The organism is Achromobacter sp. 1011811831 (genome assembly GCF_059760905.1).
In genome coordinates this window covers 1-26723 of record NZ_JCBANG010000025.1, presented here as the reverse complement: position 1 = coordinate 26723, position 26723 = coordinate 1, and the positions used below count along the sequence as shown (strand labels likewise).

Sequence of the window (26723 nt, the reverse complement as noted above, 5' to 3'; positions counted from 1 at the left end):
GCGATTCTCTGCATGACGGTCTGCGCTGCCGCGTTCGCGCAGCAGTTCGATCCCCAAACCCTCAAGCGGCTGGGCATCTCGCCCGAGGCCGCGGCCTACTTCAGCAAGACCGCGCGCTTTCTGCCCGGCGTCAGCCGGGTGCGCCTGCTGGTCAACGGCACAGACCTGGGCACGATGGACCTGCGCTTCAGCGATGAAGGCACGCTCTGTTTCACGCCCGAGCTGTTGCAGCGCGCCGGCCTGAAGGTGCCCGACGGCACGTCGGAGGAGTCCTGCCAGGATTACCGCAAGGCCTACCCGGAAACCGCCATTACGCAGCTGCCGAACCAGTCCCAGGTCGATATCGTGACGCCGCTGGCGGCGCGCGCCCCAGTCGAGCAGGCGATCCAGGGACAGTATGCCTCGGGCGGAGCCGCTGCCATGATGAACTACAACGTGAGCGGCTCGCGCAGCGGCAGCGGCGATTCGGGCTACCAGTATCTGCGCGCCTATACCGAAACGGGCGTGAACATCGCCGACTGGATCCTGCGCAGCCGCCAGGACTATTACTCGCAAGGCGGACGCTCCACCTTCACGCAGGGCGATACCTACGCGCAGCGCGCCGTGCCGAGCATGCGCTCCACGTTCCAGGCGGGCCAGATCTCGCCCGCGGGTTCGATGTTCGCCGTCGGCACTTTGCGCGGCGCGCAGCTATTTCCCGAACAGGCGCTGCGCCAGACGCTGGCCTCGGGCGTCAACTTCAGCGGCATCGCCACGGGCCAGAGCCGGATCGAGGTGCGGCAGCTGGGCCGGTTGATCCTGATGACACAGGTGCCAGCAGGCGCCTTCACCATCAACGATGTGCCGATCGTCAGCGGCAATTCTGACCTGGAGGTCCAGGTGATCGCCGCCAGCGGCGAACGGCAGCAGTTCGTCGTGCCGGCCGCATCGTTCGGCAATGTGCGCAACGTCGCCCCGCAGGGGCTGTCCGTCGCGGTGGGGCGCTACCAGGCCTCGCGCGGCAGCGACAGCCGGACGCCGCTGGTTGCCACCGTCAGCAACGGCTGGCGCCTCGGCAGCCGCGGCACCCTCAACGCCGGTGTCGTGGTTTCCGCCCCGTATCGTGCGCTGGCCGCCGGGGTTTCCGTCAACCCCAGCGACGCCATCAGCGCTTCGATCGGCGTGCGCGCGTCCAGCGCCAGTTTTGCGGGCGAGAAGCTCCTGGGCCAGCAGATCACGGCGAACGTGTCGGTCGTGCCGGTCGAGCGGTTGTCCACGAGCCTTTCGGCCACCTTGCAGACGCAAGGCTATCGCGACTTGGCGCAGGTGGTGCAGGTGGCGCGCACGAATGGCGGGATTTCGTCCAGCGCGAGCCAGGCCTACACCGCGAGCTTGTCGTGGTTCGTCCCGACCCTGGGTGCGTTTTCCGCAAGCTATACCACCAGTCGCCTGTCCAACCAGGAAGGCAAGCGCAATCGCGCGACGTTGTCCTGGAACCGGAGCTTCGCCCGTACCTCGATGAGCCTATCCGTGGCCAAGGATCTCAGCACGGGCACCCGGGCACGATCAGACAACCAGTATTTCCTGACACTCAGTTTCCCCCTGGGCAGCGCCAACGCCAGCACGTACTTCAGCAAGTCGGGCGACAGCGGCAGCGTCGGCGCCAGCTATTCCGCCATGGTCAGCCCGCAGTTCAGTTACAACGTCACCTCGAGCGTTGCCAGGCCCGGCGGCGCGGTCAACTCGTCGGCGTCGATCGACGCGATGCCGCGCTACGCGCGGGTCAATCTGTCGGCCAGCCGCGGTCCGCAGGGCGACGTGTCGACGAACTGGGGAGTACAGGGTTCGATGGTGGGCGCGGGAGGCGTGGTGGCGTTCTCGCCCTATGAGGTGGGCGACACATTCGGCATCGCCAAGGTCGGCGACCTGGGCGGGGTGGAAATCCAGACGCCTTCGGGTCCGGTCTGGACGGACGCCTGGGGCAACGCCGTGATTCCGGGGCTGACGGCCTATGGCGAAAGCTCGGTGGAGATCAGCACCGCCAGCCTGCCGCGCAACGCCAACCTGCCGAACGGCGTTCAATCGGTCAAGCCGGCCCGCGGCTCGGTGCAGGTGTTGGACTTCAATCTGCGGCAGGTCCAGCGCTACCTGCTGGCCGCCGTCCTGGAGACCGACCGGCAGCCGCTGGCCGAGCGCCTGCCGGTGATGGACGGACGCGGCAACCTGGTGACGCTGGTCGGTCGGCAGGGACAGATCTTCCTGGACGATGACTATCCCGCGCCGTTGCAGGTGACGCTGCAGGATGGCAGCAAGTGCTATCTGGAGTTCACGCCCGAGGGCAAGCCGGACCCGGATCGCCCCTACCAGGACGCGCTGGCCGTGTGCCGCAAGCTTCCGCCCGGGAAGGCGGCGTCGTAAGGAGGGCGGAGCCCGGGGAAGACGAGGTTCTGGACGCGTTCGTCCGGCGTCCCGGGCGGCCTCTTGCCGGCGCGGGCGCCGCCGCCGGGCTACCATAGCGGTCTTATCCCTTGATTTCCTGCCATGTCCACGCGTTCCGACACCCCCCATCTGGCCCCGCCGCTGTCTTCTGTCCTGCTTTCCAGCGCGGGGGTGGTCGAAGAGGTCCTGGACGGCCGGTCCCTGACCGAGGCGCTGGCCGACGTCGAAAGCGCGCTGCGCCCGGCAGTGCAGGCGGTGTCGTTCCACGCGATGCGCTATCTGGGCTGGGCCGACGCGGTCGGGCGGGAACTGGTGCAGCGCTATCCCAACGTCCTGTTCGAGTCCCTGCTGCTGGTGTCGCTGACCCTGCTCAAGGCGGAAGGCGAGGCCGCGGCCGCCGTGCCGGGCATGCCGGTCTACGCGCCGCACACGGTGGTGGATCAGGCCGTGACGGCCGCGTCCAAGGCTCGCGCGCTGGCTTCGTTCAAAGGGTTGCTCAACGGCTGCCTGCGCCGCTTCCTGCGCGAGCGCGAGGCGCTGGCGGCGGCCGTGGCCGACAGCCCCGAGGCCCAATGGAACCACCCGGGCTGGTGGGTCAAGCAGTTGCGCGTGGCCTATCCGCAGCACTGGCAGGCGATCCTGCAGGCCGCCAATCTGCCGGCCCCGCTGACCTTGCGGGTGAACCGCCGCCGCGCCAGCCGCGAACAGGTGCTGGCCGCGTTCCAGGATGCCGGCCTGGCGGCCGAGCCGGTGGGCGCGGCCGGCCTGGTGGTGGCGACGCCCCGGCCGGTGGTCCAGCTGCCAGGCTTCGCCGAGGGCTGGTGGTCGGTCCAGGACGCCGGCGCGCAACGGGCCGCCGAATTGCTGGCTCCGGCCGACGGCATGCGGGTGCTGGACGCCTGCGCGGCCCCGGGCGGCAAGACCGCCCACCTGCTGGAGCTGGCGGACATCGACCTGCTGGCCCTGGACGCCGACGCCGGCCGCCTGGAGCGGGTCGGCCAGAACCTGGACCGGCTCGGCCTGGGCGGCGACCGGGTGCGGCTGCAGGCCGCCGACGCCGCCGACCTGGACGCCTGGTGGGACGGCAAGCCCTTCGACGCCGTGCTGGCCGACGTGCCGTGCACCGCGTCGGGCATCGTGCGGCGCCATCCCGACATCCGCTGGCTGCGCCGCGAGAACGACCTGCGCCGCACCGCCACGCTGCAGACCCGCATCCTGGACGCCCTCTGGCGCACCGTGGCGCCGGGCGGGCGCCTGCTGTATGTGACCTGCTCGGTGTTCCCGATCGAGGGCACGCGCCAGGCGCTGGAGTTCCTGCAGCGCCACCCCGAGGCCCGGCGCCTGGACGCGCCCGGCCAGCTGCTGCCAGTTGCGGTCGATGCAACACCGGCAGAGCAACAGGACGGATTTTTCTACGCCTTGTTTGCCAAGCCGTCCTGAATCGCCAAGAATAAGGGGCATAACGGTGTAGCGGTGTCGTATGTCCATCATTTCGCGCTTATTTTTCGGGTTGTTGCTGGCTTCTGCCTTGCTGTTTCTCATGCCGGGCGGGCAGGCGCACGCTTCCGAGCCGCGCGTCGTCAGCGTCCAGCCCGCTGTGCGCGACGGCAAGCTCCAGATCGACGCCGACGTGGAATTCGAGCTGAACCAGCAATTGCGCGATGCCGCCCAGCGCGGCGTGCCGCTGTACTTCACCGCCGACCTCACCATCACCCGCGATCGCTGGTGGTGGTTCAACAAATCCCTGGTCGATACCACCCGCACCTGGCGCGTGACCTACAACGCGCTGACGCGGCAATGGCGGGCGGGCGTGGGCGAGCTGAGCTTCCCCGTGGCCTCGCTGGACGACGCCATGAGCGTGATCCGGCACATCCGCAACTGGCAGGTGGCCGACGCCGACGACTTCGATGAAGACACCCGTTACGACGGCCAGCTGCGCCTGCGGCTGGATACCTCGCTGTTGCCCCGGCCCTTCCAGGTGAACGCGCTGAACAGCAGTTCCTGGATCCAGGCCACGCCCTGGGTGGATTTCGTCTTCGAGATCAACGGCTTGGAGAAAGACCCATCATGAGGCTGCTGCTCAGGCTGGCCCTGGTGGTGGGCGCCATCAGCGGCCTGGGGCTGCTGGGCCTGTTGGCCTGGTCCACCGGCAATGCCTCGCGCTTCGCGCGCTATTACGACGTCCTGCTGATCCTGAACGGGATCTTCGCGCTGGCGCTGTTCGTCTGGGTGGTGGCGCTGACCGTGCGGCTGGCGCGGCAGATCCGCCGCCGGCAGTTCGGCGCCCGCCTGACCGCCCGTTTCGCCCTGGCCTTCGCGCTGATCGGCGTGGTGCCGGGCGCGCTGATCTACACCGTGTCGGTGCAGTTCATGTCGCGCTCCATCGAATCCTGGTTCAACGTGCGGGTGGACACGGCGCTGGAGGCCGGCCTGAACCTGGGCCGCGCGGCGCTGGATTCCCAGCTGGCCGACCTGGACGCCCGCGCCCGCTCGATGGCGGTGGAACTGAACCGCAATACCGACGTGGGCGTGTCGCTGGCCCTGACCCGCTTGCGCGAGGCCAACGGCGTGCAGGAGGCCATGGTGTTCACCGGCAGCGGGCGGATGGTGGCGTTTTCCACCAATCAGTATGGCCAGCTGCTGCCGGCCATGCCGCCGGCGGCCGTCCTGAACCAGCTGCGGGTGGCCCGAGGCTATTCGGCGGCCGAGGCCGACGATCCCGTCACGGCCGGCGCCGACGGCGGGCTGCATTTGCGCGTCATCATTGCGCTGACCGGCCCCGATCGCTACGACAGTCCGCTGAGCGCGGCCCCCGAGCCGCGCTGGCTGCAACTGCTCCAGCCCGTGCCCGAGCAGATCGCGCACAACGCCAACCAGGTCCAGCAGGGCTTTCGCGACTACCAGGAGCTGGCCCTGTCGCGGCTGGGCCTGCGCAAGCTCTACGGCATCACGCTGACGCTGGCGCTGCTGCTGGCCGCCTTCGGCGCCATCGCCGTGGCGCTGTCGCTGTCCAAGCGCCTGGTGCGCCCGCTGCTCAGCCTGGCCGCCGGCACGCAGGCCGTGGGCGTGGGCGACTACCGGCCGCTGCCCGAGCCGCCCGAACGCGACGAAGTCGGCCAGCTGACCCGCTCGTTCAACGCCATGACGCGCCAGCTCGACGAGGCCCGCCGCATGGTCGAGAGCAACCGCCAGCAGCTGGAACGCTCCAACGTCTATCTGGAAAGCGTGCTGTCGAACCTGTCGTCCGGCGTGCTGGCGTTCGACGAGTCCTTCCGCGTCACCACCGTCAACCAGGGCGCGCAGACCATCCTGCAGGCCGATCTGCGCTCGGTCATCGGCCGGCCGCTGGAAACCGTGGACGGCATGCTGGAGTTCGCCAACGTCGTGCGCCAGGCCTTCTCGGCCCACGCGGCGGTGGGCTCCGAGCGTCAGCACTGGCAGCAGCAGTTCGAGATCACGCCGGTCGCCTCGGCCGACAGCGACATCGCGCCCCAGCCGCTGACGCTGCTGGCGCGCGGCACCCACCTGCGGGTGGACGGCCGCGGCAACGGCTACCTGGTCGTGTTCGACGATATCACCGAGGTGATTTCCGCCAACCGCACCGTGGCCTGGGGCGAGGTGGCGCGCCGGCTGGCCCACGAGATCAAGAATCCGCTGACGCCGATCCAGCTGTCGGCCGAGCGGCTGGCCATGAAGCTGGAAGGCAAGCTGCCGCCGGCCGAGGCGCAGATCGTCGAGCGCTCGACCAATACCATCGTCAATCAGGTGGCCTCGCTCAAGCAGATGGTTGACGATTTCCGCGAATACGCGCGCACGCCGCCGGCCGTCATGCAGCGCATCGATTTCAACGCCCTGGTGGCCGACGTGCTGTCGCTGTACGGCTGGGACCCCGAGGGCGGCGGCGCCGGCCGCTTCGGCGAGAAGGCCCTGAACCTGGACGTGACGCTGGAAGCCGGCCTGCCGGCCATCGAAGGCGACCCCACGCAGCTGCGCCAGGTCATCCACAATCTGCTTTCCAACGCCCGCGACGCCATCGCCGAGCTGGGCGGGGAAGGGCGGGTCAGCGTGACGACCCAGCTCATGCGCAGCGAGCAGCCGGACCGCGCCGACCAGCAGGCGCTGCGCTTCACGGTGGCCGACACCGGCCCGGGCTTCCCGCCGCAGGTGCTGCAGCGGGCCTTCGAGCCCTACGTCACCACCAAGTCCCACGGGACTGGGTTAGGATTGGCGATCGTGCGCAAGATCGTTGAAGAACATGGCGGCCGGATCGACCTTGCCAACCGCAAGGACGGCGGCGCGCGGATTTCCATCTTGTTGACCCGGCTCGCGCCGGGAGCCGATACTATGGACGCGACCGCGCAAGAAAAGGATAATGCGGCTACGCAATAGGTGGATGCTTTATGGCCAGAATCCTGGTGGTTGACGACGAAGTCGGTATTCGCGAACTCTTGTCGGAAATCCTTTACGACGAAGGACACACGGTCGAATTGGCCGAAAACGCGGCGCAAGCGCGCGCCGCGCGCCTTCGCATGCGTCCCGACCTGGTGTTGCTGGACATCTGGATGCCCGACACCGATGGCGTGAGCCTGCTCAAGGAATGGGCCTCGCAGGGCATGCTGGACATGCCGGTGATCATGATGAGCGGCCACGCCACCATCGACACCGCGGTCGAGGCCACCCGCATCGGCGCCATGGATTTCCTGGAAAAGCCGATCACGCTGCAGCGCCTGCTCAAGACCGTCGCCGCCGGCCTGGCGCGCGGCCGCGCGCCCCATCCGGCGCCGGCGGCCGCTCATCCGGCCATCGCCAGCGCCGCCGTGGCCCTGGAAGACGAGCTCGACCCGCCGCCCCTGACCACCGCGTCGGCCGGCGAAGTGCCCGTCACGTCCAACGGCCAGCTGGGCAGCATCTCGCTGGACCAGCCCCTGCGCGAGGCGCGCGACGAGTTCGAGCGCATCTATTTCGAGTACCACCTGGTCCGGGAAAGCCACAGCATGACCCGGGTGTCCGAGCGCACCGGCCTCGAACGCACCCACCTCTACCGCAAGCTCAAGCAATTGGGCATCGAATCGGCCCGCAAGCGGGGCGCATGAAGATCCTGATCATGGGCGCTGGTCGCGTAGGCACCAGCGTGGCGGAGAACCTGGTGTCCGAGGAAAACGACATCACGGTCATCGATTCCGATCCCAGTCAGCTGCAATACCTGCAAGAGCACTTCGACCTGCGCGTGGTCCATGGCGACGGCGCGCAGGTGTCGGTGCTGGAAACCGCGGGCGCGGCCGACACCGACCTGTTCATCGCCTGTGCCGCGTCCGACACCGCCAACATGGTGGCGTGCAAGATCGCGCGCCAGCTGTTCAACATCCCGCGGCGCATCGCCCGCATCCGCTCGGCCGAGTTTCCCGAGCATCCCGAGCTGATGAGCGACGAGGGCTTCTGCATCGACGCCCTGATCAGCCCGGAGCGCAGCGTCACCACCTATCTGCACAGCCTGATCGAATTCCCCGAAGCCCTGCAGGTGGTGGAATTCGCCGAAGGCCGCGTCAGCGTGGTGACCGTGCGCGTCGGCCACGGCAGCCCGATGGCCCACCATTCCATCGACAAGCTGCGCGAGGTCTGGCCGGACGTGACCGCGCGCGTGATCGACGTGCTGCGCGGCGGGCGTCCGGTGCGCGGCGGCAGCGGCACCGTGATCGCGCCGGGCGACGAGGTGGTGCTGCTGGTCGACTCCCGCCATGCGCGCCGCGCCGTGCGCCAGCTGCGCGAGGCCGAGAAGGCCGTGCGCCGCGTCATGATCGCCGGCGGCGGCAACATCGGCCTGCGGCTGGCGCGCCAGCTGGCCGACGAGAACTACAGCGTGCGCATCATCGAGCACGACCTCAAGCGCTGTGAGTACCTGGCCACGCAGCTGCCCGACAACGTGCTGGTGCTGCACGGCAGCGGCACCGACGAGGACCTGCTCGAGCGCGAGAACATCGAGGACATGGACACCTGGCTGGCGCTGACCAGCGACGACGAAGACAACATCATGTCCTCGCTGCTGGCCAAGCGGCTGGGCGCGCGCAAGGTGATCGCGCTGATCAACCGCCAGGCCTACGGCGAGCTCATGCAGGGCAGCCATATCGACATCGCCGTGTCGCCGTCGCAGGCCACCATGAGCGAGCTGCTGCGCCATGTGCGGCGCGGTGACGTGGCCGCGGTGCACCGGCTGCGCCAGGGCGTGGCCGAGGCGCTGGAGGCCATCGCCCACGGCGACCGCTCCAATTCCAAGGTGGTGGGACGCCCGGTGGGCCAGATCAGCCTGCCCAAGGGCGCCAGCATCGGCGCGCTGGTGCGCGGCGACGAGATCATCCTGCCCGACGCCGACACCGTGATCGAGGCCGACGACCACGTGATCGTGTTCGTGCCCTCGCGCAAGCAGATGCCGCGCGTGGAAAAGCTGTTCCAGGTTTCCGCCTCTTTCTTCTAGCACGGACATGAAGCGCGTACTGGCCACCCTCTACATACTGGGCCTGACCATGGTGATGTTCGCCCTCACCATGCTGATCCCGCTGGTGGTCGCCTACGTCGGCCAGGACGCGGCGCGCGACGCCTTCCTGCACGGTTTCCTGCTGTCGATCGGCATCGGCGGCGGGCTGGCGGTGCTGACCCGGCGCAACCGCAGCGAACTGCGGGCGCGCGATGGCTTCGTGCTGGTGTCGGCCGTCTGGGCCGGCCTGCCGCTGCTGGCGGCGATCCCGCTGATGCTGTATTTCCATCGCGCCGGCATGCCGCTGTCCTTCACCGGCGCCTATTTCGAGGCCATGTCCGGCCTGACCACCACCGGCGCCACCGTGCTGACCAACCTGGACGCGCTGCCGCCGTCCATCAACCTGTGGCGCGCCACGCTGATCTGGATCGGCGGCATGGGCATCCTGGTGCTGGCCGTGGCCATCTTGCCGCTGCTGGGCGTGGGCGGCCACCAGGTCGTGCGCGCCGAGACGCCGGGCCCGATGAAGGACGAGCGCCTGACGCCGCGCATCGCCAGCACGGCCAAGGCGCTGTACGCGGTGTATTTCGTCTTTTCCATCCTCTGTTTCCTGTCCTACCGGGCCGTGGGCCTGTCCTGGTTCGAGGCGTGGTGCCACATGGCCACCACGATGGGCCTGGGCGGCTTTTCCACCTGGGACGACGGTTTTGCCCACTTCGATTCGGTGCCGGTGGAAATCGTGGCCATGGTGTTCATGCTGATCGCCGGCATCAACTTCGCCACCCATTTCAACGCCTTCCGCCAGCGCAGCGCGCGGGCCTATCTGCGCTGCCCCGAGGCCATCCCCTACCTGGTGGTCGTGCTGGGGGTGGGCCTGGTGATCTCGGTGTTCCTGTACGTCAAGGGCGTCTACGCCGAGCCGCTGCAGGCGCTGCGCTACGGCATGTTCAACACCATCTCCATGGCGACCACCACGGGCTACGCCAACACCGATTTCGCCCAATGGCCGCTGTTCGCGCCGTTGACCATGCTGCTGCTGTCGGGTTTCGCCACCTCCGCCGGCTCGACCGGCGGTGGCATCAAGATGATCCGCGCCATCCTGCTGATCAAGCAGGCGCGCAACGAGCTGGTCACCATGTTGCATCCCCATGCGGTCAGTCCGGTGCGGATCAACGGCCGCGCGGTGGAAGCCCGGACCATGGCCTCGGTGCTGGCCTTCATGCTGTTCTACGGGCTGTCCATCGCGGTGTTCACCAGCCTGCTGCTGCTTTCCGGCCTGGATCCCATCACGGCCTTCTCGGCCGTCTTTGCCAGCGTCAACAACACCGGTCCCGGGCTGGGTCCGGTCGGCCCGATGGGCAACTTCGCCGTGCTGTCCGACTTCCAGATCTGGGTCTGCACCTTCGCCATGCTGATCGGGCGGCTGGAACTGCTGACCGTGCTGGTGCTCTTCACGCCGATTTTCTGGCGGAAATAGGCCTGGGCCGGGCCGTACGCGACCCATTTTTGGCTCGAAATTTCTAAGGGATTACCCTTGATCGGGTAATCCCATCCCCGCTCGAAAGCCCCATTAGGACTGGTCCGATCGAATGAGTCGGCCGCTAGGCCCCGCCATTCCTACGCTGTAAGTGCTTGCTCACATGGCGCCGTGGGAAGAATTCGTGTGTTTCCTGATGTTGCACACAAATGTCACGATTCTCCATCTTTTTGCCACAAACCTGCGGCTATCATGCGTCCATAAGTCGTCGTCTAGCGCCCCCCGGGAAGTTGCCGGGCTTCAAGGCCGAACGACGCATTCCCTCATCAAACATCCGAAGGAGTCCGAGATGGAACAGATTCCGTTCGTTTCGTCGGCCCCGAACACCCTGGGCATCGAGCTCGAGCTGCAACTGATCGACCCGACCAGCTACGACCTGACGGCAGCTTCCGACGAGCTGCTCGCCCAGATGGCCAACCACCCCATCGCCGACCGCGTCAAACCGGAAATCACGCGGTCCATGATCGAATTGAATTCCTCGGTGCACGAGCACCCCATGGGCCTCTTGGCCGAGATGCGCGAAATGCGCGACGCGCTGGTCGAGGCGGCGGACGCCGTCGGCGTTTCCGTGGCGGGCGGCGGCGCCCACCCGTTCATGCGCTGGCAGGAACGCTCCATTTCCGACACGCCGCGCTTCCAGTACCTGGCCGAAATGTACGGTTACCTGGCGCGTCAATTCACCGTGTTCGGCCAGCACATCCACCTGGGCGTGAAAACCGGGGACGACGCCATCCGGCTGGTGCGCCGCCTGTCGCCCTATGTGCCGCATTTCATCGCGCTGTCGGCGTCCTCGCCCTATTGCGAGGGCGTGGACACGCTGTTTTCGTGCTCGCGCCTGAATGCCGTCAACAGCTTCCCGCTGGCGGGCCACATGCCGCCGGAAGTGAAGGACTGGTACCAGTTCGAGGCCCACCTGTCGCAACTGCGCGCCTATGGCCTGGCCGAAAGCATCAAGGACCTGTACTGGGACATCCGGCCCAAGCCTGAATTCGGCACGGTCGAGATCCGTGTCTGCGACACGCCGCTGACGGTCGAGCGCGCCTGCCAGATCGCCGCCCTGGCCCAGGCGCTGGCGGTGTTGCTGATGCGCGAGCCCGAGCCCAGCGACAAGGCCTGGCTGTGCTATCGCAGCAATCACTTCCAGGCCTGCCGTTTCGGCCTGCAAGGCAGCTATGTGACGCCCGAGGGCCAGCGCATGCGCCTGATCGACCACCTGCGCGCGCTGTTCCAGCGCCTGATGCCGGTGGCCGAGGAGCTGGGCACTGGCGACATGATCGCGGCCCTGCGCGACGACGCCATGCGCAGCGGCAACGATTCGCGCTGGCTGCGTAACCAGTTCCACCGCCTGCGCGATCTGCCGCTGGTGGTGGAGGCCATGTCCACGGCCTGGCGCGGCTCGAACCGCGAGCCGGCGCCGGCCGAGCCGGCCGCCGTGCTGCGCCGGCGCATCCGCGCCACGTCCGAGCCCATGGCCGCGCTGCCCGGCGCGGAGCCGGGCGTCATCGTGCCCGACCGCCTGCACTGAGCGCGGCGAAGGGGCGTTCAACGGGGGGCCTGCGGGCCCCCTTTTCTTTGGTCGCGGGCAGTTTTCAGGCGATCGGCGCCCAAGCGGCGCGGGCGCCCTGTCCGGTCAGGCCCTGGCGCAGTTCCCTGTTTGGTGCGGCGCCGGCAATCGCGCCAGCTCAGGGATTGCGGGATTGGCGTCCGCCGATGGCGCTGACCGACAGCCGGGTTTCGCCGGCGGCGGCGCGGTGCGCGGCGGCCCGCCAGGCATGGCCGTAGGCCACTTCGATGCTCAGCGCGATCACGCCGTCGGGGCGGCGCTGGGCTTCCAGCGCCGCGCAGAGCCGGTCGCGCCAGTCCCGGCCCACCAGCCCGCCGCGGCGGCCTTCGGCGGGATTGCCGCCCAGCGCGCGCACGTCCTGCAGCAGTTTTTCCGGGCTGCGGTAGGTGAGCGTCAGGATTTCCTGGTCCATCACCGGATCGGCGAAGCCGTTTTCCACCAGCAGGTCGCCGAAGTCGTGCATGTCCACGAAGGACGGCGTGGCGGTGCGCAGGCCGGCGTCGGCCAGCGCCTGGCGCAGCTCGCGCAGCGTGGCCGGTCCCAGACAGGAGAACATGGCCAGCCCGCCGACCTTCAGTACGCGCCGCCATTCGGCCAGCGCCGCGTGCGGCGCGCGGTGCCAGTGCAGGGCCAGGTTGGACCAGACCAGCTCCAGCGATTCCGGCGCCAGGCCGGTCTGCGCCAGATCGCCGTTGACGAAGGCGGGCGCGGCCGGGCCGCGACGCGCCAGCTTGCCGATCCAGGCGCCCAGCCCGCCCGGCGCGTGGCGCTTGCGGGCGGCGGCCAGCAGCGGTTCGCAGTTGTCCAGGCCGGTGTAGGCGGCATCCGGATAGCGCTCGCGCAGCAGCGGCAGGTTGTCGCCCGCGCCGCAGCCCGCGTCCAGCATGGCCTGCGGCGCCAGCCGGATGTACTGCAGCCGGCCCAGCATGCGGCGCGCGACTTCGCCATAGAGGAACTGGGCCTCGGACAGGTCGCCACGGCGCGCGAACTGGCGCGGCACGTCGGCGCTGACGATGGGCAGGGTGGGCAGGGGGGCGGATTCGGGAAGGGACATTTCGGTCGCGCCCGCGTCGGAAGGAGCGGGCGGAACATGATTTGATGACGGGATGGCAGACATTATTGCGCATCCGGGCCGCCGGCCCCGATTTCCCCTACGACGCGCCGGCCGACAACTGTTGTCGCGGCTGGCGTCGGCCATGGGCTGCGATTGCCCGCTATGCGGCGCGCGGGTGCGGGGCGCGCGGCTGTGCGCGGGCTGCGAGGCCGACGTCACCCGCAGCTGCCGTGAACCGGGCGCGCGCTGTCCGCGCTGCGCGCAGCGCCTGCGCCAGCCGGCCCCGCTGTGCGCGGGCTGCCTGGGCCGGCCGCCCGCCTACCTGCGCGCCATCGTGGCATTCGACTACGAGCCGCCGGGCGTGGCCCTGATCAGCCAGTTGAAGACCCGGCTGCGCCTGTCGCTGGCGCCGGTGCTCGCGCGCCTGCTGGGGGCGGCCGTCGCGCGGGAGGCGCCCCTGCCTGCCGATGCGGTGCTGGCCGCCGTGCCGGCCAGCCGGGCCTCGCTGCGTCGGCGCGGCATGAACCCGGCCATGGAGATCGCCCGCAGCCTGGCCGAGGCGCTGGATCTGCCCCTGCGGCATGGCGCGCTGCTGCGCCTGCGCGAGACGCCGCGGCAGGCGGGGCTGGGCCGGCGCGAGCGCCGCGCCGGTCTGGCCGGCGTGTTTCGCGGGCAGGGCGTGCACGGCCGGCACGTGGCGCTGGTGGACGACGTGATGACCACGGGCAGCACGGCCGAGGCCGCCGCGCGGGCCCTGTTGGCGGCCGGCGCGCTCAGCGTGACCGTGCTGGCCGCCGCGCGCACGCCGGGACGCGGGTCGTGAGCGGCCCGGGCTGGTGGCCGCGCTTGTTCGGCGGCGGCAAGGACGCATTCCTGGCTGCGGGTATCGGTCGGGCCATGGCCGGCCGCCGAGCCGAAATCGGCGACAATTCCGCACGGGCGCGGTCCGACTCGCGCCCTTGCTTGCACGTTTGCTTCCCCTGACTTTTTTCCTGCCCATGTTCCACGTCATCCTCGTCTGCCCCGAGATTCCGCCCAACACGGGCAACGCCATCCGCCTGTGCGCCAATACCGGCGCGCAGTTGCATCTGGTGCGGCCGCTGGGGTTCGAGCTGGACGATGCGCGCATGCGCCGCGCAGGCCTGGACTACCACGAGTGGCAGCCGGTGCGGGTGCACGACACGCTGGAAGAGGCGCTGGCCGACACGGGCGCGGCCCCCGCCGGCATCTATGCGCTGACCACGCATGCACAGCGCAGCGTGGCGGATGTGGCCTTCAAGCCGGGCGACGTGTTCGTCTTCGGCCGCGAGTCGGCCGGGCTGTCGGACGCACATCAGGCGCTGTTCCCGCCGCAGCAGCGGCTGCGGCTGCCCATGCGCGCCGGGCAGCGCAGCCTGAACCTGTCGAACGCGGTCGCGGTGACCGTGTTCGAGGCCTGGCGTCAGCAGGGTTACGACGGCGGGTCCTAATCCAGCGACAGGTTCAGCTTCTGGATCACCTGGTCCCAGCGCGCTTTTTCATTCTTGATGCGGCTGGTCAGCGCTTCCGGCGTGGACGGTGCGGGCGTGAAGTATTGCAGTTCCATCTGCTTGCGCACGGCCGGGCTGTCGATGATGCGGGCCAGCTCGGAATTCAGCCGTTCGATCACGGGCGTGGGCGTGCCGGCGGGCGCCAGCACCGCGTTCCACGAGATCGCCTCGAAATCCGGGTAGCCCTGCGCGGCCATGGTCGGAATGCCCGGCAGGGCGGCGCTGGGTTCCAGGCTGGTCACGGCCAGCAGCTTGACCTTGTTGTCGCGGGTCTGCGGCACGGCGATGGCGGGCACCATGAAGCCGGCCTGCACGTCGCCGCCGATGATGGCGGTGATGACCTGCGGGAAACCGGAGTAGGGGATGTGGGCCAGGTCGACGCCGGCGCGTTCCTTGAACATCTCCATCGCCAGGTGCGCCGAGCTGCCGGGGCCGACCGAACCGTAGTTCAGCGAGTTGCCGCGGCTCTTGACCAGCTTGACGAAGTCCTTGACGTTGTCGACCTGCAGGCTGGACGGCACCACCAGCACGTTGGGGCTGGTGCCCACCAGCGAGACGGGCGCCAGGTCGCGCAGGGGGTCGTAGCCCAGCGTCTTCTTGTACAGCGTGGGGGCGGTGACCAGCGGGCCGTTGATCGTGTAGAGCAGCGTGTAGCCGTCCGGCTTGGCCTGCGCCACGATGCGGGTGCCGATATTGCCGCCGGCGCCCGGCTTGTTGTCGACCACGATGGGTTGGCCCAGCGCCTGCGATAGCGGCTCGGAGATCGTCCGCGCCAGGATGTCGGGCGAGGAACCTGGCGGGAAGGGCACCACCAGGTGGATCGGGTGGTCGGGCCAGTCGGCGTGGGCGGCGGCGGGCAGGACGGCGGCCAGGCTCAGGCACAGGCCGCGCAGCAGGCGGCCGACCCGGAACTTGCGGGCTTGCGACATGGATGGAGTCTCCAGGAGGGTCGTGACGTGGGTCTTGTTATGGGGTGGCGGCCGGGTCCGCGCTTTCGTAGCGGGCGTCGCGCGCCAATAGCGCCGACACCGCCGTCATCGGGGCCACGCCTTCGAACAGCACGGCGCAGACGGCTTCGGTGATGGGCAGCTCGACGCCGGCGGCGCGCGCCCGGTCCAGCGCGGCCTGGGCGCAGCGCACGCCCTCGGCGGTGATGCCGCTGGCCAGGATGTCGGCCAGCTTGCGGCCGGCGCCGATCTCCAGGCCCACGCGGCGGTTGCGCGACAGTTCGCCGGTGGCGGTGAGCACCAGGTCGCCCAGGCCGGTCAGGCCGGAGAAGGTCTCGGCCTGCGCGCCCAGGGCCACGCCCAGTCGCGCCATCTCGGCCAGGCCGCGGGTGATCAGCGCCGCGCGGGCATTGGTGCCCAGCGCCAGGCCGTCGCCGATGCCGCAGGCGACGGCGATCACGTTCTTGAGCGCGCCGCCGACCTCCACGCCGACCAGGTCGGCGCTGGCGTACACGCGCAGCGCGGCGCCATGGAAAGCCTGGATGGTGCGATCGCGCACGGGCGCGGCGCTGCTGGCGATGGTCAGCGCCACCGGCAGGCCCTGCGCGACTTCACGCGCGAAGGACGGCCCGGACAGCACGCCGCATCGGGCCTGCGGCAGCGCTTCGCGCACGATCTCGTGCGGCAGGCGGGCGGTGCCGGCTTCGAAGCCCTTGCAGGTCCAGACGATGGGGGTGTTTTGCAGGCCCAGCGCGGGCAGCCGGCTTGCCAGCTCGGCGCAGATGGCGCCCAGCCCGGCCACGGGCACGCCCAGCACGATCAGGCCGGCGCCGCCGTCCTGTCGCAGGCTGGCGAGCGTGGCGTCGAGGTCGCTGGAATACTGCAGTGCCGGCGGCAGGGAAATGCCGGGCAGGTAGCGTTCATTTTCCCGCCGGGCCGCGAGAGCGGCCGCCTGGGCGGCGTCGCGCGCCCAGAGCACGGTGGGGTGGCGGCGGCTGGAGGCCGCCGCCAGGGCGGTGCCCCAGCTTCCCGCGCCCAGTACGGCGACGCGCAGGCTGGGCGAGGCGGAAGCGGTCATGGGGCGGTCCCTGGGGTTGCGCGGGTCAGCCTTACTGGCGGGTCGCGCTGGGGGGCAGGATGATGCCCGAGTCGCCGCTGGCGCCGTTGCCGTTGGCCGAGCCTTGCTGCTGGGCCAGTTCGGCCAGGCGCTGCTCGTACAGGGCCTGGAAGTTCACTTCGGTCAGGTGCAGCGGGGGCATCGAGGTGCGGGTGATCGCGTCGGCGATGTTGGCGCGCAGGTACGGGTAGAGCATGGTCGGGCAGACGATGCCCAGCAACGGATCCAGCTGCTCTTCGGGGATGTTGGCGGCTTCGAAGATACCGGCCTGGGTGCCTTCGACCAGGTAGACCACCTTGTCGTTGATGCGGGTGGTGACGGTGACCGTGACCGTGGTTTCGAACACGGTGTCGGCCAGGCGCTGGCCGCCGACGGCGATGCTCACTTCCACCTGGGGTGCTTCCTGCTCCAGGAAGACGTGGGGCGCATTCGGCATTTCCAGCGAGAGGTCTTTCAGGTAGACGCGCTGCAGGTTGAACGAGGGCGCGTCGTTGCCGCCTTCTTGCTGGGTGTTTTGGTTCTGGTCAGCCATGAGTGTTTCCGTTGGTAGGAGGGGGCAAAAATATAAGAGGGTCAGCCGTTGAGCAGGGGCGCGAGGCCGCCCGCGCGATCCAGCGCCATCAGGTCGTCACAGCCGCCCACGTGGGTGTCGCCGATGAAGATCTGGGGCACGGTGCGGCGGCCGGTGCGCTCGATCATGACGTCGCGCTGTGCCGGATCGCGGTCGATCTGGATGATTTCCAGGTCGGCCACGCCGCGCTGCTCCAGCAGCGCCTTGGCGCGGGCGCAGTAGGGGCAATAATCCTTGCTGTACATGACAACTTTGTTCATGGGCGTTCCTGCGTATCGTGAACCGTGTGGCGGAGAGCTGGGGGCGAGGCCCCCGGGATCACTTCTGCGTGACCGGCAGGCTCGCGGCCAGCCAGGCGCGCATGCCGCCGTCCAGCGGCACCACGTCGGCGTAACCCTGGGCGCGCAGCTTGGCGGCGGCGCGGGCCGAATCGCGGCCATTGTCGCAGACCACGATCAGCGGCTTGTTCTTGGGCAGGTTGCCGGCCTTCTGTTCCAGGTCGGCGGCGGGCACGCTGCGGGCCTGGGCGATGTGGCCGGCCTGGAACTGCTCGGCCGGGCGCACGTCGACCCAAACCGCCTGGCGCTGGTTGACCATCTGGATGGCTTCGGAGGTGCTCACGGCGGAGCCGGCCCGGCCTTTACGCAGGGCGGGCACCATCAGCATGATGCCGGACACCACGGCCACGGCGACGATGAAGACGTTGTTTTTATCGAGCAAGAATTGCAGAAGATCCACGGAGCATCCTGAAGTGCGGCGGCTAGCCTTGGTAGCGACAAGCCCGGACAGGCGCCGCAGGGCAAATCTGCGGGTGCGCCCGGGCAAAATCAAGGGCAAAATCGCTCAATTATAAAATGAGCGCATTGTTCAACCGCATTTCCCAACTTTAACCCGCGCTTGCGCGTGACTAGCCATGCATAAACTCGTTCTGATGCGCCACGGCGAAAGCCAGTGGAACCTGGAAAACCGCTTCACCGGCTGGACCGACGTCGACCTGACCGACACCGGCCGCGAACAGGCCCGCAAGGCCGGCGAACTGCTCAAGAAAGAAGGCTATACCTTCGACCTGGCCTACTCCTCGTTGCTCAAGCGCGCCATCCGCACCCTGTGGATCGCCCTGGACGCGATGGACGCCATGTATACCCCGGTCGGTGTGACCTGGCGCCTGAACGAGCGCCACTACGGCGCCCTGCAGGGCCTGAACAAGGCCGAGACCGCCGCCAAGTACGGCGACGAGCAGGTGCTGGTCTGGCGCCGCGCCTATGCCATCGCGCCCGAGCCGCTGGCGCTGGACGACGAGCGCCACCCGCGCTTCGACAAGCGCTACGCCAAGGTGCCGGCCGACCAACTGCCCGCCACCGAGTGCCTGAAGGACACCGTGGCGCGCGTGCTGCCGTTCTGGAACGAGTCCATCGCCCCGGCCATCCGCGCCGGCCGCAACGTGCTGATCGCCGCCCACGGCAACAGCCTGCGCGCGCTGATCAAGCACCTGGACAATGTGTCGGACGACGACATCGTCAACCTGAACATCCCCACGGGCCAGCCGCTGGTCTATGAACTGGATGATGACCTGCGCCCGATCCGCCACTATTATCTGGGCGATGCCGCCGAGATCGAGGCGGCCATGGCCGCCGTGGCGGCCCAGGGCAAGGCCAAGAAGGACTAAGGACAAGGGCCCGAAAGGGCTCCTCCATCAGGTGGAAACAGGTTCAGTCATGCGTCGCGCGTCGGGGTTGTTGTTGGCGGTCGTTCTGGCCGGTGGAGCGCTTTCGGCCCGCGCCGCGCCCAATGACCTGGCCGGGCGCCAGTCCGAGGCCGAGCGCCAGCAGGCCCAGTTGCGCGACCGCATCGAGAACCTGCAAAAGGACATCGACACGCGCGAGGCCGCCCGCAAGGAAGCGGCTGACGCGCTGAAACAGTCCGAATCCTCCATTTCCCGCATCAACCTGCGGCTGCGCGAGCTGGCCGAGGCCAACCGCCAGGCCCAGGCCGACCTGGGCAGCCTGGAAAAGCAGATCGGCGCCCAGCAGGCGACGCTGGCCAAGCGCCGCGTCGAGCTGGCCGACCAGCTGCGCACCCAGTACACCAGCGGCCTGTCGCCCTGGACGGCGCTGCTGTCCGGCGACGATCCACAACTGTTGGGCCGCAACCTGGGCTACCTGGACTACGTGTCCCAGGCCCGCGCCCAGGCGGTGCAGGCGCTGCGCGCCGACATCGACCGGCTGGCCGCGTTGCAGGGCAAGGCCGACGCCCGTCGCGCCGAGATCGAAAAAGTGGTGGCCGAAACCACCGAGCAGAAGACCGCCCTGGTCGGTCAGCAGAAAGAACGCTCCACGCTGCTGGCCCAGCTGGAAGGGCAGATCGCCGCCCAGCGCGCCGAGGCCAACAAGCTGGGTCGGGACGACCAGCGCCTGTCGCGCCTGATCACCGACCTGGACGCGGCCATCGTCAAGCAGGCCGAGGAGGCCCGCCGCGCGGAAGAGGCGCGCAGGAAGGCCGAGGAAGCGCGCCGCGCCGAAGAGGCGCGTCGGGCCGAGGAAGCGCGCAAGAAGGCCGAGGCCGAGCGCCGCGCCGAGGACGCCCGCAAGAAAGCCGACGAAGCGCGCCGCGCCGAGGCCGAGCGCAAGGCGGCGGCCGACGCGCGCCGCAACCGCGATGCGCAGGATGCGCAGGACGCGGCCCGGGCGCGCGAGCAGGTCGAGGCCGCCGCCCGCCAGCAGCGCGGACCGGTCGCCGTGGCCGACCCGGACGCCGCCGGCCTGCGTCCGGCCGATCGCCAGTCGCATACCCGCCTGACCGGCCCGGCCGACACGCCGTCGGCCAAGCCGACGGAACCGGCGAAAAAACCGGAATCCAAGCCGGAACCGGTCGAGGCCGACAGCGCTCCAACCCGGACCGCATCCGTGTCGCAGCAGACGACGCGCCCCGTGGTCGGCGGCGGCAACGGCCTGAAGCACGGCCTGCCCATGCCGGTGCGCGGGCAGGTCCAGGGCCGGTTCGGCGTCGACCGTCCCGACGGCGGTGTCTGGCGCGGCGTGGTGCTGCGCGCGCCGGAGGGCACGCCGGTCAAGGCCGTCGCGCCCGGCACGGTGGTCTACGCCGAATGGCTGCGCGGTTTCGGCAACCTCATCATTGTGGATCATGGGCAGCAATATCTGACGGTCTATGCTTACAACCAGAGCCTGCTCAAGCGGGTGGGCGATCCGGTTGGCGGCGGCGACACCATCGCCCTGGTCGGGGCGACCGGCGGCCAAGTGGAATCCGGCCTATACTTTGAAATTCGCCATCGCGGCGCTCCTGTCGACCCGGCCCAGTGGCTGGCGCAGTAGATCAGTACCAGTTCAGTACATTATTGGCAGCCACTCGTTGGTACATCCGTAGGACAGCCGGCACGCTTGCGGCTCCCTCCGGCGAAAACAAAATTCGGGAAGTGTGCATGGGCACTCGCAAATTTCGCGGTTTCGGACTGATCGCCACCGGTGCGGTGGCAGGCGTATTGCTGAGCGTCGGCGTATCCGCCGTGGCCCAGCGCGGCAGCCCGCTGCCCCTGGACGAGCTCAGGCAGCTGAGCAACGTCTTCGCCGCGATCAAGAACAACTATGTCGAAGCGGTTGATGACAAGACGCTCATCAGCAACGCGATCTCCGGCATGGTGTCCAATCTGGATCCGCACTCGGCCTACCTGGACGCCGAGGCCTTCCGCGAAATGCAGACCGCCACGCAGGGCGAGTTCGGCGGCCTGGGCATCGAGGTCGGCGCCGAGGACGGTTTCGTCAAGGTCATTTCCCCCATCGAGGACACGCCCGCCGCCCGCGCCGGCGTGATGGCCGGCGACCTCATCATCAAGATCGACGACACGCCCACCAAGGGCATGTCGCTGAACGAAGCGGTCAAGCTCATGCGCGGCGCGCCCAAGTCGCCGATCACGCTGACCATCATGCGCGCCGACCGTCCCCAGCCCATCGTGCTGAAGATCGTGCGCGACATCATCAAGGTGCGCAGCGTGCGCAGCAAGATGCTGGACAACGGCATCGGCTACGTCCGCATCGCCCAGTTCCAGGAAAAGACCGGCGTCGACCTGGCCAAGCAGCTCAAGGACCTGGGCGCCAAGGATGCCCCCAAGGGCCTGGTGCTGGACCTGCGCAACGACCCGGGCGGTCTCCTGACCAGCGCCATCGGCGTGTCCGGCGCCTTCCTGCCGCCCGAGACCCTGGTGGTCTCGACCGACGGCCGCACGCCCGACGCCCGCCACAAGTACCTGGCCTCGCCGTCGGAATACGCGCGTGGCGAAAGCAACTACCTGTCGGGCCTGCCGGCCTGGACCAAGACCGTGCCGATGGTGGTGCTGGTCAACGTCGGCTCGGCCTCGGCATCCGAGATCGTGGCCGGCGCGCTGCAGGACCACAAGCGCGCCAAGGTGCTGGGCAACCGCACCTTCGGCAAGGGCTCGGTGCAGGTGATCCTGCCGCTGTCCGAGAGCACCGCGGTCAAGCTCACCACTTCGCGCTACTTCACGCCCAGCGGCCGTTCCATCCAGGCCACCGGCATCGAACCCGACTACGTGGTGGCCGACACCGCCGACGGCGACCTGTTCCGCCTGCCGCGCGAAGCCGACCTTCAACGCCACCTGTCGAACCAGCAGACCACCAACGAGGTGAAGTCCAGCGCCGACCAGGAAAACGTCGAGCTGCCGGCCAAGATCTTCGAATTCGGCGGCAAGGACGACTTCCAGCTGCAGCAGGCGCTGAACCTGCTGGCCGGCAAGCCGGTGCAGAAGGGCTCGGCCCGCGCCCAGGCCAAGGCCGACGCCAAGGTCGGCGGCCCGGCGCAGCGCATGAAGATCACGCCGACCGGAGTCGAGCCCAGCAAGGAAAAATGAACGACGAGCAACTGCTGCGCTACGCCCGCCACATACTGCTCGACGAACTCGGCATCGAGGGGCAGGAAAGACTGCTGGCGGCGCGGGTGCTGATCGTCGGCGCGGGCGGGCTGGGCTCGCCCGCCGCGCTGTACCTGGCCACCGCCGGCGTGGGCGACATCACGCTGGCCGACGACGACGTCGTCGAACTGAGCAACCTGCAACGCCAGATCCTGCACACCACGGCCAGCGTGGGCCGGCCCAAGGCCGAGTCCGGCCGCGACATGCTGGCGGCGTTCAACCCGCAGGCCCGCGTCCATGCGCGCGTCGAGCGCCTGCAGGGCCAGGCCCTGTCCGACGCGGTGGCCGCCGCCGACCTGGTGCTGGACTGCACCGACAACTTCACCACCCGCCACGCCATCAACCGCGCCTGCGTCGAGCACCGCAAGCCGCTGGTCTCGGGCGCCGCCATCCGTTTCGACGGTCAGGTCAGCGTCTATGACCTGCGCGACGACAAGGCGCCCTGTTACCACTGCCTGTTCCCCGAGGCCGATGACGTCGAGCAGGCCAATTGCGCCACCATGGGCGTGTTCGCGCCCGTGGTCGGCATCATCGGCAGCATGCAGGCCGCCGAGGCCCTGAAGCTGCTGTCCGGCGTCGGCGAAAGCCTGTCGGGCCGGCTGCAATGGCTGGACGTGCGCACCATGCAGTGGCGCAGCGTCAACGTGCAGCGCGACCCGGAATGTCCGGTCTGCGGACATCGGCCCGCCTGAAAATTCCCTCGCGCCGCATCGGCTTCAGTCGGTTTCACCGGCGTGCTATTGGCCTTGCGGCCAATGTATGGACTGAAAAATCCCTGCTATAACCGCAGCCTGCCCGTGGATCCGGGCCGGGGGCGCGAGAGTGGTGGATACGGGACTGAAGTTCAGCTTGCCTGCGTGGCGCTTGACGCGCTGGCTGACGCACGCCGGCCATGGCACGCCCGCCGACATCCGCGCGGCCCTGCTGGCCAGCCTGTTCGGAACGCTGCCCATCTTCGCCGGCGGCGTCATCAACACCGTGCTCATCTCCGGCATCGTCGCCTGGCGCCGGCCCGAGCCGCTGTACCTGTCCTGGCTCATCCTGGAGCTGGCGCTGGCCGCCGTGCGGGTCATGGTGCTGCGCTCGGCGCTGCGCGCCGCGCGGCACGGCGGCAACACGCATACCGACGTCTACATCCTGCTGGCGCTGCTGTGGGCTTTCAGCGTGGGCTATGGCGTCTTCGTCACCTTCCTGAATGGCGACTGGCTCTCGGCCACGCTGGCCGGCGTGTCCTGCGGCGCCATGGCCGGCGGCATCTGCTTCCGCAACTATGGCGCGCCCCGCCTGGTCGCGGCGATGATCTTCCTGAGCCTGGGGCCGATGTGCCTGGGGGCGCTGTTCACCGGCGAGGCGGTCACCGCCATTGTCTTCATCCAGATTCCGTTCTACCTGGTCAGCATGAGCATCGCCTCGCACCGGCTGAATCGCATCCTGGTGTCCACCATGCTGTCCGAGCGCGAGAACGATCGCCGCGCCAGCGAGGACGTGCTCACCGGCCTGGCCAACCGGGCCGGACTGCAGTCGGCGCTGGAGCGCATCTGCTCCGGCACGCGCGAGCACGACACGCCCGCCGCGCTGCTGTACATGGACATGGACGATTTCAAGATCATCAACGACACCCATGGGCATGCCGCTGGCGACCAGGTGCTCAAGACCATCGCCGACCGCATGCGCGGCATGCTGCGCGTGGACGACGTGGCCGCGCGCATGGGCGGCGACGAGTTCATCGTGCTGGTCACCGGCATCGATGCGCCGGCCGCGCTGCGGCTGGGCGAACACCTGCTGCAGGACGTCTCGCATCCGATCGCGCTGGCCGACGGCACGCGCGTGAGCGTGGGACTGTCCATCGGCATCAGCATCATCTCGCGCAACAACCGCGACGCCCAGGCCGCGCTGGACGCGGCCGACGCCGCCCTGTACCGGGCCAAGGCGCAGGGCGGCCGCTGCTGCGCCGTCGCCGGGGCGTTCGAGGACGACGCCGCGCAACAGGAGGGCGACGTCGTGGCGGCCTGAGGCGGGCCGCGGTATCGGCCCAGGATAGGCCCAGGATAGGCCCAGGATAGAGCCAGGATAGGGCCAGGATAGAGCCAGGATAGGGCCAGGATAGGGCAGGGACCGGCCAGGGCAGCGTTCTCCGCCACCCGGACTTCGCCGTCGTGGACGCCGCTCGTCTGCTGGGAAAAGCGGGCGCTGTCTAGAAAAGTTATCAGATAACCTGAAAAATATGCCTATAATCGCGGCATGCTGACGCCTTCCCTGACCCTGACCGAACAGGTCGCCCGCCAGATCGCCGCCGACATTGCCCAGGGCGTGCATCCCGTTGGCGCCAAACTGCCGTCCGGCCGCGTGCTGGCCGAACAGTACGGCGTCAGCGCCGCGGTGATCCGCGAAGTCACCGAGCGCCTGCGCGCGCAGGGCCTGATCCAGAGCCGCCAGGGCTCCGGCTGCACCGTCACCTCGCGCACCGGCGCGCAGGGCTTCCTGTTGTCGGACAGCATCGCCGCCAGCCGCGAACAGCTGGCCAGCGTGTACGAGCTGCGCATGGAACTCGAAGGCGGCGCCGCGGCGCTGGCCGCGCTGCGCCGCGACGACGCCGACCTGGCCGCCATGGCCGACTCGCTGGCGAGGCTGGAGCGGCACCTCGAAGACCCGGAGCAGGGCGTCGAAAACGACATCTCGTTCCACCTGGCCGTGGCCGCCGCCACGCACAACAGTCATTACGCGGACCTGCTGCGCTACCTGAACCTGCAACTGCGCCAGGCCGTGGGCGCGGCGCGCGCCAACAGCCGCCAACAGGCCGGACTGAGCGTTGCCGTGCACCAGGAGCATGTGGCGGTGTTCGAAGCCATCCGGGCGCAGGACGCCGTCGCCGCCCGCCAGGCGGCCGTGGGGCACCTTCGGCAAGCCGCCGCGCGATTGCAGCTGGCGCTGGCGAAGGACGCGCCGTAGCGCGCCGCTGTCCCGTCATCGACCCGATTCGTTTCCGACCAGTCCTACTCTCCACCGCTAGTTCCACCGTTTCCAGGCACTCCTCATGAGCTCAACCGATTTCGCCCAACGCCTGGTCCAGGCCCTGGGCCCCGACACCGTCGCCACCGCCGAACAGGACATCGCGCCCTGGCTGTCCGACTGGCGCGGCCTGTACAACGGCCGCGCCCAGGCGGTGGTGCGCCCGCGCCGCACCGAAGAGGTCGCCACTTGCCTGGCGCTGTGCCAGCAGGCCGGCGTGCCGGTGGTGCCGCGCGGCGGCAATACCGGCCTGTGCGGCGGCGCCACGCCCGACCAGGGCGCGGCCAACGTGGTGCTGAGCCTGGATCGCATGAATGCCGTGCGCGGCATCGACACCATCGCCAACACGCTGGTGGCCGAGGCCGGCTGCATCCTGGGCAACCTGCGCCGCGCGGCGCAGGACGCCGGCCGGCTGCTGCCGCTGAGCCTGGCGGCCGAGGACTCCAGCCAGATCGGCGGCAACGTCGCCACCAACGCCGGCGGCGTGAACGTGGTGCGCTACGGCATGGCGCGCGAGCTGGTGCTGGGCCTGGAAGCCGTGCTGCCCACGGGCGAGGTGTTCCACGGCCTGCGCACGCTGCGCAAGGACAACACCGGCTACGACCTCAAGCAGCTCCTGATTGGCTCCGAGGGCACGCTGGGCGTGATCACCGCCGTGGCGCTGCGCCTGTTTCCGCGCGCCGACGTGCGCTCGGTGGTGCTGGCGGCGGTGGAGTCGCCGGCCCAGGCGCTGCGCCTGTTCGAGCTGTTGTACGCCAAGTGCGGCGCGCGCTTGCAGGCCTTCGAGTATTTCTCGGGCGATTGCCTGGACCTGGTGCTGACGCACGCCGAAGGCGTGCAGGAGCCCTTCGGCCAGCGCTATCCCGCCTATGTGCTGGTGGAGCTGGCCGATTCGGCCGACGAGGCCGCGCTGAACGCCTTGCTGGAGAACGTGATCGGCCAGGCGCTGGAAGACGAGCTGTGCCTGGACGCGGTGGTGTCGGCCTCGCTGGCCCAGTTGCAGGGACTGTGGAAGCTGCGCGAGGAAATCTCCGAGGCGCAGCGCGCCGACGGCCCGCACCTGAAGCACGACGTGTCCCTGCCCATCGAGCGCATCCCGGACTTCATGGCCTCGGCCCAGGCCCGGCTGCAGGCGCAGTTCTCCGGCATCCGCCCTTTCATCTTCGGCCACTTCGGCGACGGCAACCTGCACTACAACCTGTCGCGCCCGGCCGGCGCGCCGCGCGACTGGGCCGCCACGCAGGGCGCGGCCATCACCGACGCCGTGCTGGACGAGGTCAACCGCTACGGTGGCAGCATCAGCGCCGAGCACGGCATCGGCCAGCTCAAGCGCGATCACTTCCTGCACAGCAAGGATCCGCTGGAACTGCGGCTGATGCGTGAGATCAAGCGCCTGGTGGATCCAGCGGGCATCATGAACCCGGGCAAGCTGCTGTAGGCGGCCGCCCGCGCGCCTCCAGGCAGCATCCCTGGCGCCTCATCGCGCTGGTTCGCCCGAGCCGGCCGTCGCCGGACGAGGGCGCCCGGCGCCGTCTGGCGACAAAAAAACCGCGCCGCCCTGCAAGGGGC

23 protein-coding genes are annotated in these 26723 nt (G+C 69.2%); 17 read left to right on the top strand and 6 right to left on the bottom strand.

The features are described 5' to 3' along the window. The first annotated feature begins 12 nt into the window (after positions 1-12). The 8 genes from AC6LJ9_RS12210 to AC6LJ9_RS12175 all read left to right on the top strand — a co-directional run bounded on the left by AC6LJ9_RS12210 (position 13) and on the right by AC6LJ9_RS12175 (position 11949). Complete coding sequence (locus AC6LJ9_RS12210) at positions 13-2397, top strand: fimbria/pilus outer membrane usher protein (protein WP_498147745.1); 2385 nt, start codon at positions 13-15, stop codon at positions 2395-2397. Between the two features lie 123 nt (positions 2398-2520). Next, positions 2521-3858 carry a 16S rRNA (cytosine(967)-C(5))-methyltransferase RsmB gene (gene rsmB, locus AC6LJ9_RS12205; RefSeq protein ID WP_498147744.1) on the top strand — a complete coding sequence of 446 codons (1338 nt, stop codon included), beginning with the start codon at positions 2521-2523 and terminating at the stop codon, positions 3856-3858. 40 nt (positions 3859-3898) lie between these two features. Continuing rightward, positions 3899-4489 carry a DUF4390 domain-containing protein gene (locus tag AC6LJ9_RS12200; RefSeq protein WP_498147743.1) on the top strand — a complete coding sequence of 197 codons (591 nt, stop codon included), beginning with the start codon at positions 3899-3901 and terminating at the stop codon, positions 4487-4489. Next, positions 4486-6807 carry a sensor histidine kinase gene (locus AC6LJ9_RS12195; RefSeq protein WP_498147742.1) on the top strand — a complete coding sequence of 774 codons (2322 nt, stop codon included), beginning with the start codon at positions 4486-4488 and terminating at the stop codon, positions 6805-6807. Before AC6LJ9_RS12200 ends, AC6LJ9_RS12195 begins: the two co-directional genes overlap by 4 nt. Before the next feature lie 11 nt (positions 6808-6818). Continuing rightward, entirely contained in the window at positions 6819-7511 is a 693-nt protein-coding gene (locus AC6LJ9_RS12190) for a response regulator (RefSeq protein ID WP_212322234.1), read from the top strand. After that, a complete protein-coding gene (gene trkA / locus AC6LJ9_RS12185) occupies positions 7508-8887 on the top strand; it encodes a Trk system potassium transporter TrkA (protein WP_212322236.1) in 1380 nt (459 codons plus the stop codon). Before AC6LJ9_RS12190 ends, trkA begins: the two co-directional genes overlap by 4 nt. A 7-nt stretch (positions 8888-8894) precedes the next feature. Beyond that, positions 8895-10364: a TrkH family potassium uptake protein gene (locus tag AC6LJ9_RS12180; protein WP_212322238.1), complete on the top strand. Its 1470-nt coding sequence runs from the start codon at positions 8895-8897 to the stop codon at positions 10362-10364. Between the two features lie 349 nt (positions 10365-10713). Next, complete coding sequence (locus AC6LJ9_RS12175; protein ID WP_498147741.1) at positions 10714-11949, top strand: YbdK family carboxylate-amine ligase; 1236 nt, start codon at positions 10714-10716, stop codon at positions 11947-11949. 157 nt (positions 11950-12106) lie between these two features. On the opposite strand, the gene AC6LJ9_RS12170 is transcribed toward AC6LJ9_RS12175, so the two are convergent. After that, the gene (locus AC6LJ9_RS12170; RefSeq protein WP_498147740.1) at positions 12107-13042 is read right to left on the bottom strand and encodes a methyltransferase domain-containing protein; all 936 of its coding nucleotides are present in this window, start codon (positions 13040-13042) and stop codon (positions 12107-12109) included. Positions 13043-13184: 142 nt separating this feature from the next. Here AC6LJ9_RS12170 and AC6LJ9_RS12165 point away from each other — a divergent pair, with 142 nt between their 5' ends. After that, complete coding sequence (locus tag AC6LJ9_RS12165) at positions 13185-13865, top strand: ComF family protein (RefSeq protein WP_498147739.1); 681 nt, start codon at positions 13185-13187, stop codon at positions 13863-13865. 175 nt (positions 13866-14040) lie between these two features. Then, positions 14041-14511: a tRNA (cytidine(34)-2'-O)-methyltransferase gene (locus AC6LJ9_RS12160; protein ID WP_103271431.1), complete on the top strand. Its 471-nt coding sequence runs from the start codon at positions 14041-14043 to the stop codon at positions 14509-14511. Here AC6LJ9_RS12160 and AC6LJ9_RS12155 read toward each other — a convergent pair. Genes AC6LJ9_RS12155 through AC6LJ9_RS12135 form a run of 5 tightly spaced genes read right to left on the bottom strand, consistent with a single transcriptional unit; the run spans position 14508 to position 17944 of the window. Continuing rightward, entirely contained in the window at positions 14508-15500 is a 993-nt protein-coding gene (locus AC6LJ9_RS12155; RefSeq protein WP_498147738.1) for a Bug family tripartite tricarboxylate transporter substrate binding protein, read from the bottom strand. The two genes, AC6LJ9_RS12160 and AC6LJ9_RS12155, sit on opposite strands and share 4 nt — an antisense overlap. Positions 15501-15537: 37 nt before the next feature. Next, positions 15538-16596: an NAD(P)H-dependent glycerol-3-phosphate dehydrogenase gene (locus AC6LJ9_RS12150; protein ID WP_498147737.1), complete on the bottom strand. Its 1059-nt coding sequence runs from the start codon at positions 16594-16596 to the stop codon at positions 15538-15540. Positions 16597-16627: 31 nt separating this feature from the next. Further along, complete coding sequence (gene secB / locus AC6LJ9_RS12145; protein ID WP_498147736.1) at positions 16628-17167, bottom strand: protein-export chaperone SecB; 540 nt, start codon at positions 17165-17167, stop codon at positions 16628-16630. A gap of 41 nt (positions 17168-17208) precedes the next feature. Continuing rightward, positions 17209-17466 (bottom strand): glutaredoxin 3, encoded by a 258-nt coding sequence (gene grxC, locus AC6LJ9_RS12140; protein WP_212319359.1) that lies wholly within the window; start codon positions 17464-17466, stop codon positions 17209-17211. A gap of 58 nt (positions 17467-17524) precedes the next feature. Next, the gene (locus tag AC6LJ9_RS12135) at positions 17525-17944 is read right to left on the bottom strand and encodes a rhodanese-like domain-containing protein (RefSeq protein WP_199770938.1); all 420 of its coding nucleotides are present in this window, start codon (positions 17942-17944) and stop codon (positions 17525-17527) included. A 175-nt stretch (positions 17945-18119) separates the two neighbouring features. Here AC6LJ9_RS12135 and gpmA point away from each other — a divergent pair, with 175 nt between their 5' ends. The 7 genes from gpmA (at position 18120) to AC6LJ9_RS12100 (ending at position 26592) form a co-directional block, all read left to right on the top strand. Further along, positions 18120-18872, top strand: coding sequence for a 2,3-diphosphoglycerate-dependent phosphoglycerate mutase (gene gpmA / locus AC6LJ9_RS12130; RefSeq protein WP_103271426.1), 753 nt, complete (start codon positions 18120-18122; stop codon positions 18870-18872). Between the two features lie 49 nt (positions 18873-18921). Beyond that, entirely contained in the window at positions 18922-20535 is a 1614-nt protein-coding gene (locus tag AC6LJ9_RS12125) for a murein hydrolase activator EnvC family protein (RefSeq protein WP_498147735.1), read from the top strand. A 107-nt stretch (positions 20536-20642) separates the two neighbouring features. Continuing rightward, entirely contained in the window at positions 20643-22085 is a 1443-nt protein-coding gene (locus AC6LJ9_RS12120) for a S41 family peptidase (RefSeq protein ID WP_212319353.1), read from the top strand. Beyond that, on the top strand, positions 22082-22837 hold the full coding sequence (locus tag AC6LJ9_RS12115) for a HesA/MoeB/ThiF family protein (RefSeq protein ID WP_103271423.1): 756 nt from the start codon (positions 22082-22084) through the stop codon (positions 22835-22837). Before AC6LJ9_RS12120 ends, AC6LJ9_RS12115 begins: the two co-directional genes overlap by 4 nt. 133 nt (positions 22838-22970) lie before the next feature. Further along, complete coding sequence (locus AC6LJ9_RS12110; protein WP_212319351.1) at positions 22971-24158, top strand: diguanylate cyclase domain-containing protein; 1188 nt, start codon at positions 22971-22973, stop codon at positions 24156-24158. 228 nt (positions 24159-24386) lie between these two features. After that, positions 24387-25094 (top strand): FadR/GntR family transcriptional regulator, encoded by a 708-nt coding sequence (locus tag AC6LJ9_RS12105; RefSeq protein ID WP_212319349.1) that lies wholly within the window; start codon positions 24387-24389, stop codon positions 25092-25094. Between the two features lie 85 nt (positions 25095-25179). Beyond that, positions 25180-26592 carry an FAD-binding oxidoreductase gene (locus AC6LJ9_RS12100; RefSeq protein ID WP_212319348.1) on the top strand — a complete coding sequence of 471 codons (1413 nt, stop codon included), beginning with the start codon at positions 25180-25182 and terminating at the stop codon, positions 26590-26592. The last annotated feature ends 131 nt before the right edge of the window (positions 26593-26723 follow it).